5 protein-coding genes are annotated in these 6,755 nt (G+C 69.5%); 3 read left to right on the top strand and 2 right to left on the bottom strand.

The window, feature by feature from the left end; translation table 11 throughout:
- Positions 1–3: 3 nt before the first annotated feature.
- Positions 4–1,929, bottom strand: a complete 1,926-nt coding sequence (locus ACFU53_RS28190) for a molybdopterin oxidoreductase family protein (protein ID WP_383998155.1) — start codon at positions 1,927–1,929, stop codon at positions 4–6.
- A gap of 79 nt (positions 1,930–2,008) precedes the next feature.
- Positions 2,009–2,980, bottom strand: a complete 972-nt coding sequence (locus tag ACFU53_RS28195) for a 2-dehydropantoate 2-reductase (protein ID WP_383998158.1) — start codon at positions 2,978–2,980, stop codon at positions 2,009–2,011.
- Positions 2,981–3,348: 368 nt separating this feature from the next.
- Here ACFU53_RS28195 and ACFU53_RS28200 point away from each other — a divergent pair, with 368 nt between their 5' ends.
- From ACFU53_RS28200 to ACFU53_RS28210, 3 genes are all read left to right on the top strand, one after another.
- A complete protein-coding gene (locus ACFU53_RS28200; protein ID WP_383998161.1) occupies positions 3,349–4,689 on the top strand; it encodes an OFA family MFS transporter in 1,341 nt (446 codons plus the stop codon).
- A 241-nt stretch (positions 4,690–4,930) separates the two neighbouring features.
- A complete protein-coding gene (locus tag ACFU53_RS28205; RefSeq protein WP_383998164.1) occupies positions 4,931–5,869 on the top strand; it encodes a beta-ketoacyl-ACP synthase III in 939 nt (312 codons plus the stop codon).
- 170 nt (positions 5,870–6,039) lie between these two features.
- Positions 6,040–6,714, top strand: a complete 675-nt coding sequence (locus ACFU53_RS28210) for a GntR family transcriptional regulator (protein WP_383998167.1) — start codon at positions 6,040–6,042, stop codon at positions 6,712–6,714.
- Positions 6,715–6,755: the final 41 nt, after the last annotated feature.

A 6,755-nucleotide genomic window follows, 5' to 3' on the forward strand; every position in this document is an offset into this window, starting at 1 on the left:
ACGTCACCTCACGATGGTCGCGACGGGCAGCTTCTCGATCCGGATCGCCGACGCCTTGAACTCCGCCGTGCCCGCGATCGGGCAGTTCGCCTCGATCGTCAGCTGGTTGGTGTCCACCTCGTCGGGAAAGTGCATGGTCATGAAGGCGAGGCCGGGCCGCAGGGCGAGGTCGATCCACACCGGTGCCACCACCGACCCGCGCCGCGAGGACACCTGGACCTCCTCGCCCACCACGACCCCGTAGCGCTCCGCGTCCTCCGGGCACAGCTCGATGTACTCCCCGCGCCTCAGCGGCGAGGCGTAACCGCCGCTCTGCACACCGGTGTTGTACGAGTCCAGCCGCCGCCCGGTGGTCAGCCGGATCGGGAACCGCTCGTCCGTCAGATCCACGGGCGGATCGTGCTGGACGATCCCGAAGGGCGCGAGCCTGCCCCGGTTCGCCGGGTCGGGATCCCACAACCGGCCGTGCAGGTACGTCGGTTCGAGCTTGTCGGTGTCCGGGCAGGGCCACTGGATGCCCTGCTCCTGCGCAAGGCGCTCGTACGTCATCCCGTAGTGGTCCGGAGACACCGACCGCAGCTCGTTCCAGACGGCCTCGGCGTCGGCGTACTTCCACTCGTGCCCGAGCCGGGAGGCCAGGTCGCAGATGATGTCGATGTCCTCGCGGGCCTCCCCGGGCGGGGTGACGGCACGGCGGACGCGCTGAACTCGCCGTTCGCTGTTGGTCGTTGTGCCGTCGGTCTCCGCCCACCCGGCGGTCGCGGGCAGCACGACGTCCGCCAGCCGGGCCGTCTTCGTCAGGAAGATGTCCTGGACGACTAGGAACTCCAGCTCCCCCATCCGCCGTACGGCCTGCTCGCTGTCGGCCTCGGACTGCGCCGGGTTCTCCCCGATGCAGTACACGGCCTTCAGTGAGCCCTCCTCCATGGCCTCGAACATCTCCGTCAGGTTCAGCCCGTAGTGCGGCTGGATCACGGTGTCCCAGGCCGACTCGAACTTCAGCCGGGACTCCGGATCGAGGATGTCCTGAAAGCCGGGCAGCCGGTTGGGGATGGCCCCCATGTCGCCGCCGCCCTGCACGTTGTTCTGGCCGCGCAGGGGCTGCAACCCCGATGCGTACCGCCCTACATGCCCTGTCAGCAGCGACAGGTTGATCAGCGCGCGGACGTTGTCCGTGCCGTTGTGGTGCTCGGTGATGCCGAGCGTCCAGCACAGCTGGGCGCGCTCGGCACGGGCGTACGCGTGCGCCAACTGCCGTATGGCGGCGGCCGGTACGCCCGTGACCTTCTCGGCCAGCGACAGCGTCCATGGTTCGACGAGCGCCCTGTACTCCTCGAAGCCGGTGGTCGCCCGCTCGATGAACGCCTTGTTGGCGAGGCCCGCGTGGATGATCTCGCGGCCGATCGCGTGGGCCATCGGGATGTCGGTGCCGACGTTCAGCCCCATCCAGCTCTCCGCCCACTCGGCGGTGGACGTCCGCCTCGGGTCGACGGCGTACATCCGGGCGCCGCTGTGGATGCCCTTCAGCACGTGCTGGAAGAAGATGGGGTGCGCGAAGCGGGCGTTGGAGCCCCACATCACGATGACGTCGGTGTGCTCGATCTCCTCGTACGAGGAGGTGCCGCCGCCCGAGCCGAAGGCGGCCGAGAGACCGGCGACGCTCGGCGCGTGACAGGTGCGGTTGCAGGAGTCGACGTTGTTGGTGCCCATGACCACACGGGCGAACTTCTGCGCCACGTAGTTCATCTCATTGGTGGCGCGGGCGCAGGAGAACATGCCGAAGGCACCGCGGTTGCGTTCGATGCCGCGGGCGGCCCGGTCCAGCGCTTCCTCCCAACCGGCCTGCCGGAAAGGCTCGTCGCGGGAGTCGCGGACGAGGGGATGGGTGAGCCGGGTATAGGTCTTCGGGCTGCGGTCGCGTTTCCTCATCGGCGGTCCCCAGGCTTCATGCGGTGCTCCTCAGGGTTCATGCGGCGCTCGTCGGAGTTCATGCCGCGCTCGTCGGAGTTCATGCCGCGCTCCTCAGCGCGAGCAGGTCCGAGATGGCGTGGACGGTGCGGAGTGTGGGCACCTCGACACCCGTGATGTCCGCCAGCTCGACGACGGCGGCCAGGAGGACGTCGAGTTCCAGCGGTTTGCCGCGCTCCAGGTCCTGGAGCGTGGAGGTGCGGTGGTCGCCGACGCGTTCGGCGCCGGCCATCCGCCGTTCGATGGAGACGCCGACCTCGCAGCCCAGAGCCTCGGCGACGGCCAGCGTCTCGGCCATCATCGTCTCGATGACCTTGCGGGTGCCGCCGTGCAGACACATCTGCCGCATGGTCGCCCTTGCCAGGGCGCTGATCGGGTTGAACGAGATGTTGCCGAGCAGCTTGATCCAGATGTCGCCCCGGAGATCGGGCTCCACCGGGCACTTCAGACCACCGGCCACCATGGCCTCGCTGAACGCCCGGCAGCGCGCCGAGACCGTACGGTCCGGCTCGCCGATGGAGAACCGGGTGCCTTCCAAGTGCCGTACGACACCGGGCCCTTCGAGCTCGGTGGCCGCGTAGACGACACAGCCGACGGCCCGTTCGGGCGCGAGCACCGCACTGACCGCGCCGGCCGGGTCCACGCTCTCGACTCGGTGACCGTCGTGCGGGCCGCCGTGCCGGTGGAAGTACCACCAGGGAATGCCGTTCTGGGCGGCGATCACCGCCGTGGTGTTGTGCAGCAAGGGCTCGATCAGCGGCCCGCACGCCGCGTACGAGTTGGCCTTGAGGCCCAGGAAGACGAAGTCGACCGGGCCGATCTCGGCCGGGTCGTCGGTGGCGTGGGCGCGGGCCGTGAAGTCCCCGCGCGAGCTGAGCACACGCACCCCGTCCCGCCTCATGGCCGCTAGATGCGGTCCACGGGCGACGAGATGCGTGTCCGCGCCGGCGCGGTGGAGCGCGGCGCCGACATAGGCGCCGATCGCACCGGCGCCGAGAACTGCGACTTTCATGGTGAGGGAGCTCCGTTCGGTCGAGGGATACCGCGGAGATGGCGCACTGCCGATTCTGTCGACGAAATATTGTCTACAGTATGGAAGTTGGCCCAGCAAGGGTTCGCGCAGCGGACGGGCAAGGCATTACTCGGACATGAAGGTGGCCGGGACGAGCCGCGAGGGCGTGGCGCCGGGACGAGCCGCGAGGGCGTGGCGCCGGGACGAGCCGCGAGGGCGTGGCGCCGGGATCCGCCGCTGGGACGTGGCCCGGACCCGAAGGCGAAAGCGGCAGGGGTGACCGTTCGGCGCGCGGTGGATACCGCTCATCGCATACGGTCGACGCGCCGTCTTTCCAATTCCCTTGTCACTCCCTACCGTCCGGGATCATGAGTCCCCCCGTCGCGCCTCCGGGCTGGAGCCGCTGGCTCGTTCCCCCGGCCGCGCTCTCCGTCCATCTCTCCATCGGACAGGCCTACGCCTGGAGCGTGTTCAAGCCGCCGCTCGAATCCGCGCTCGGCCTCAGCGGCACGCAGAGCGCCCTGCCCTTCCAGCTCGGCATCGTCATGCTCGGCCTGTCCGCCGCGTTCGGCGGCACCCTCGTCGAGCGCAACGGGCCGCGCTGGGCGATGACCGTGGCGCTGATCTGCTTCTCCTCCGGCTTCCTGATCGCCTCGCTCGGCGCGGCCACCGAGCAGTACTGGCTGATCGTCTTCGGCTATGGCTTCGTCGGCGGCATAGGCCTCGGCATCGGCTACATCTCGCCCGTCTCGACCCTGATCAAGTGGTTCCCGGACCGGCCCGGCATGGCCACCGGCATCGCGATCATGGGCTTCGGTGGTGGCGCGCTCATCGCCTCGCCGTGGTCCGCCCAGATGCTGGAGTCCTTCGGCTCCGACTCCTCCGGCATCGCCGTCGCCTTCCTGGTGCACGGCCTGTCGTACGCCGTGTTCATGCTGCTCGGCGTGCTGCTCGTCCGGGTGCCGCGCAGCGAGGACCGCGCGAGCGCCGACAGCGGACCGGGCGTCCTGGAGGGCCCACAGGTCTCGGCCCGCAACGCGATCCGCACCCCGCAGTTCTGGTGCCTGTGGGTCATCCTCTGCATGAACGTCTCCGCGGGCATCGGCATCCTGGAGAAGGCCGCCCCGATGATCACGGACTTCTTCGCCGAATCCTCCACCCCGGTTACCGTCACCGCGGCCGCGGGCTTCGTCGCGCTGCTCTCGGCGGCCAACATGACCGGCCGTATCGTCTGGTCGTCGACGTCCGACCTGATCGGACGCAAGAACATCTACCGCGTCTACCTGGGCGTCGGCGCGCTGATGTATCTGCTGATCGCGCTGTTCGGCGACTCCGCCAAGCCGCTGTTCATCATCTGCGCCCTGGTCATCCTGTCCTTCTACGGCGGCGGCTTCGCCACGATCCCCGCCTATCTGAAGGACCTTTTCGGCACCTACCAGGTCGGCGCCATCCACGGCCGGCTGCTCACCGCCTGGTCCACGGCAGGCGTCCTCGGACCGCTGATCGTCAACTGGATCGCGGACCGGCAGGAGGAGGCGGGCAAGTCAGGCCCCGACCTCTACGGCACGTCCTTCTTCATCATGATCGGGCTGCTCGTGATCGGCTTCGTCGCCAACGAGCTGGTCCGGCCCGTCCACCCCCGCTTCCACATCCCCGCCCCGAGGGAGGCCGTCGATGTCGTCCAGCGACAGCAGTCCGAATCCGCCTGACCGGCGCCCCTTGATCGCCTTTGCCTGGGTGTGGGTGGGGGTGCCGCTCGCTTACGGACTGTACGAACTCGTACGGAAGGCTACGCAATTGTTCACGGGGTGAGGGTTCGGACGTCCTGAGGTCTGACAGAAGCCCACAACTCGGGTCACGCTTTACTGTCGCCTCACCCGTCCTCGTACCCGTGAGTCACTCATCAGACTGGTGGATCCCGCTGACCACAGGCTACGAGGGGAACCACCCATGAACGGCTCGCGGATCGCTGCCGTCGGCCATTACCAGCCCGCCAAGGTACTCACCAACGAGGACCTGGCGGGCCTGGTCGACACGAGTGACGAGTGGATCACGAGCCGCGTGGGCATTCGCACCCGGCACATCGCAGGACCCGATGAACCGGTCGACGAGCTGGCCGGCCACGCCGCCGCCAAGGCGCTGGCCTCGGCCGGCCTCGGCCCGGAGGCCATCGACCTGGTCGTGGTCGCCACCTCCACCGCCGTCGACCGCTCCCCGAACATGGCGGCGCGGGTCGCGAACCGGCTCTCCATCCCGCACCCGGCCGCCATGGATGTCAACGTCGTCTGTGCCGGGTTCACCCACGCCCTCGCCACCGCCGACCACGCCGTGCGCGCGGGGGCCGCCACCCGGGCGCTCGTCATCGGCGCCGACAAGATGTCCGAGGTCACGGACTGGACCGACCGCACGACCTGTGTCCTCGTCGGGGACGGGGCGGGCGCGGCCGTCGTCGAGGCCGCCGAGGAGCCCGGCATCGGGCCGGTGCTGTGGGGATCGGTGCCCGAGATGGGGAACGCCGTACGCATCGAGGGCACCCCCGCGCGCTTCGCGCAGGAGGGGCAGAGCGTCTACCGCTGGGCCACCACCAAGCTGCCGCCCATCGCCCGCGCGGCCTGCGACAAGGCCGGGCTCACGCCCGCCGACCTCGCCGCGGTCGTCCTCCACCAGGCCAACCTGCGCATCATCGAGCCCCTCGCCGCGAAGATCGGCGCGGTCAACGCCGTGGTCGCGCGGGACGTCGTCGAGTCCGGCAACACCTCGGCCGCCAGCATCCCCCTCGCCTTCTCCAAGCTCGTCGAACGCGGCGAGATCTCCAGCGGCGACCCCGTGCTCCTCTTCGGCTTCGGCGGCAACCTCTCGTACGCGGGACAGGTCGTCCGTTGCCCGTGAGCAGGGCGTTCACGGCGATGTGACGAGGCATACCCGTCGGTCCCCTGGTCATCGCGGGTCGTAGACTGTAGACGAAAGACAATCCATACTGGCTGTTGACTTGGACTTCCAGTACGGACCGTTGGCTTTCCGTGTGCAGTACACCCAGTGGTGCTCTGGAGGGGGACCCGATGTTGTCGACAGGACTTCCGCAAGGTGCGGTGCCCAAGCTCGAACGCCCCGGCCCACTGCGCGACCGCGTCTACGAGGCCCTGCTCGAACTCATCACCACGCGCGCGCTGCGCCCCGGCCAGCACCTCGTCGAGAACGAACTCGCCGGGCACCTCGGGGTGTCCCGGCAGCCCGTCCGCGAGGCCCTGCAACGCCTCAACACCGAGGGCTGGGTCGACCTCCGGCCCGCACAGGGCGCCTTCGTCCACGAGCCGACGGAGGCGGAGGCCGACCAACTCCTCACGGTCCGCACCCTGTTGGAGGCCGAGGCCGCCCGCCTCGCCGCGGCGAACGCCGGCACGGCGGGCATCACGGCCCTGGAGGAACTCTGCGCGGAGGGCGAGCGAGCCGTCGCCGCCGACGACGTCGACGCGGCCGTCGCCATGAACGCCCGCTTCCACGCCAAGGTCATGGAGCTGGCCGGCAACACGGTCCTCGCCGAACTCGCCGCCCAGGTCGACCGCCGCGTCCGCTGGTACTACACCCCCGTCGCCCGCCAACGCGGCCACCAGTCCTGGATCGAACACCGCGACCTCATCACCGCGATCTCCGCCCGCGACGAACAGCGCGCCACGGAGGTCATGCGGGCCCACACGGAACACACGCGGAAGACGTACCACGAGCGCGAGAAGTAACCGAGGTTCGCGGAAGCGGCGGCCGTCCTGGAGACGGCCGC

The sequence above is a fragment of the Streptomyces sp. NPDC057474 genome (assembly GCF_042802555.1).
Taxonomy (GTDB): Bacteria; Actinomycetota; Actinomycetes; order Streptomycetales; family Streptomycetaceae; genus Streptomyces.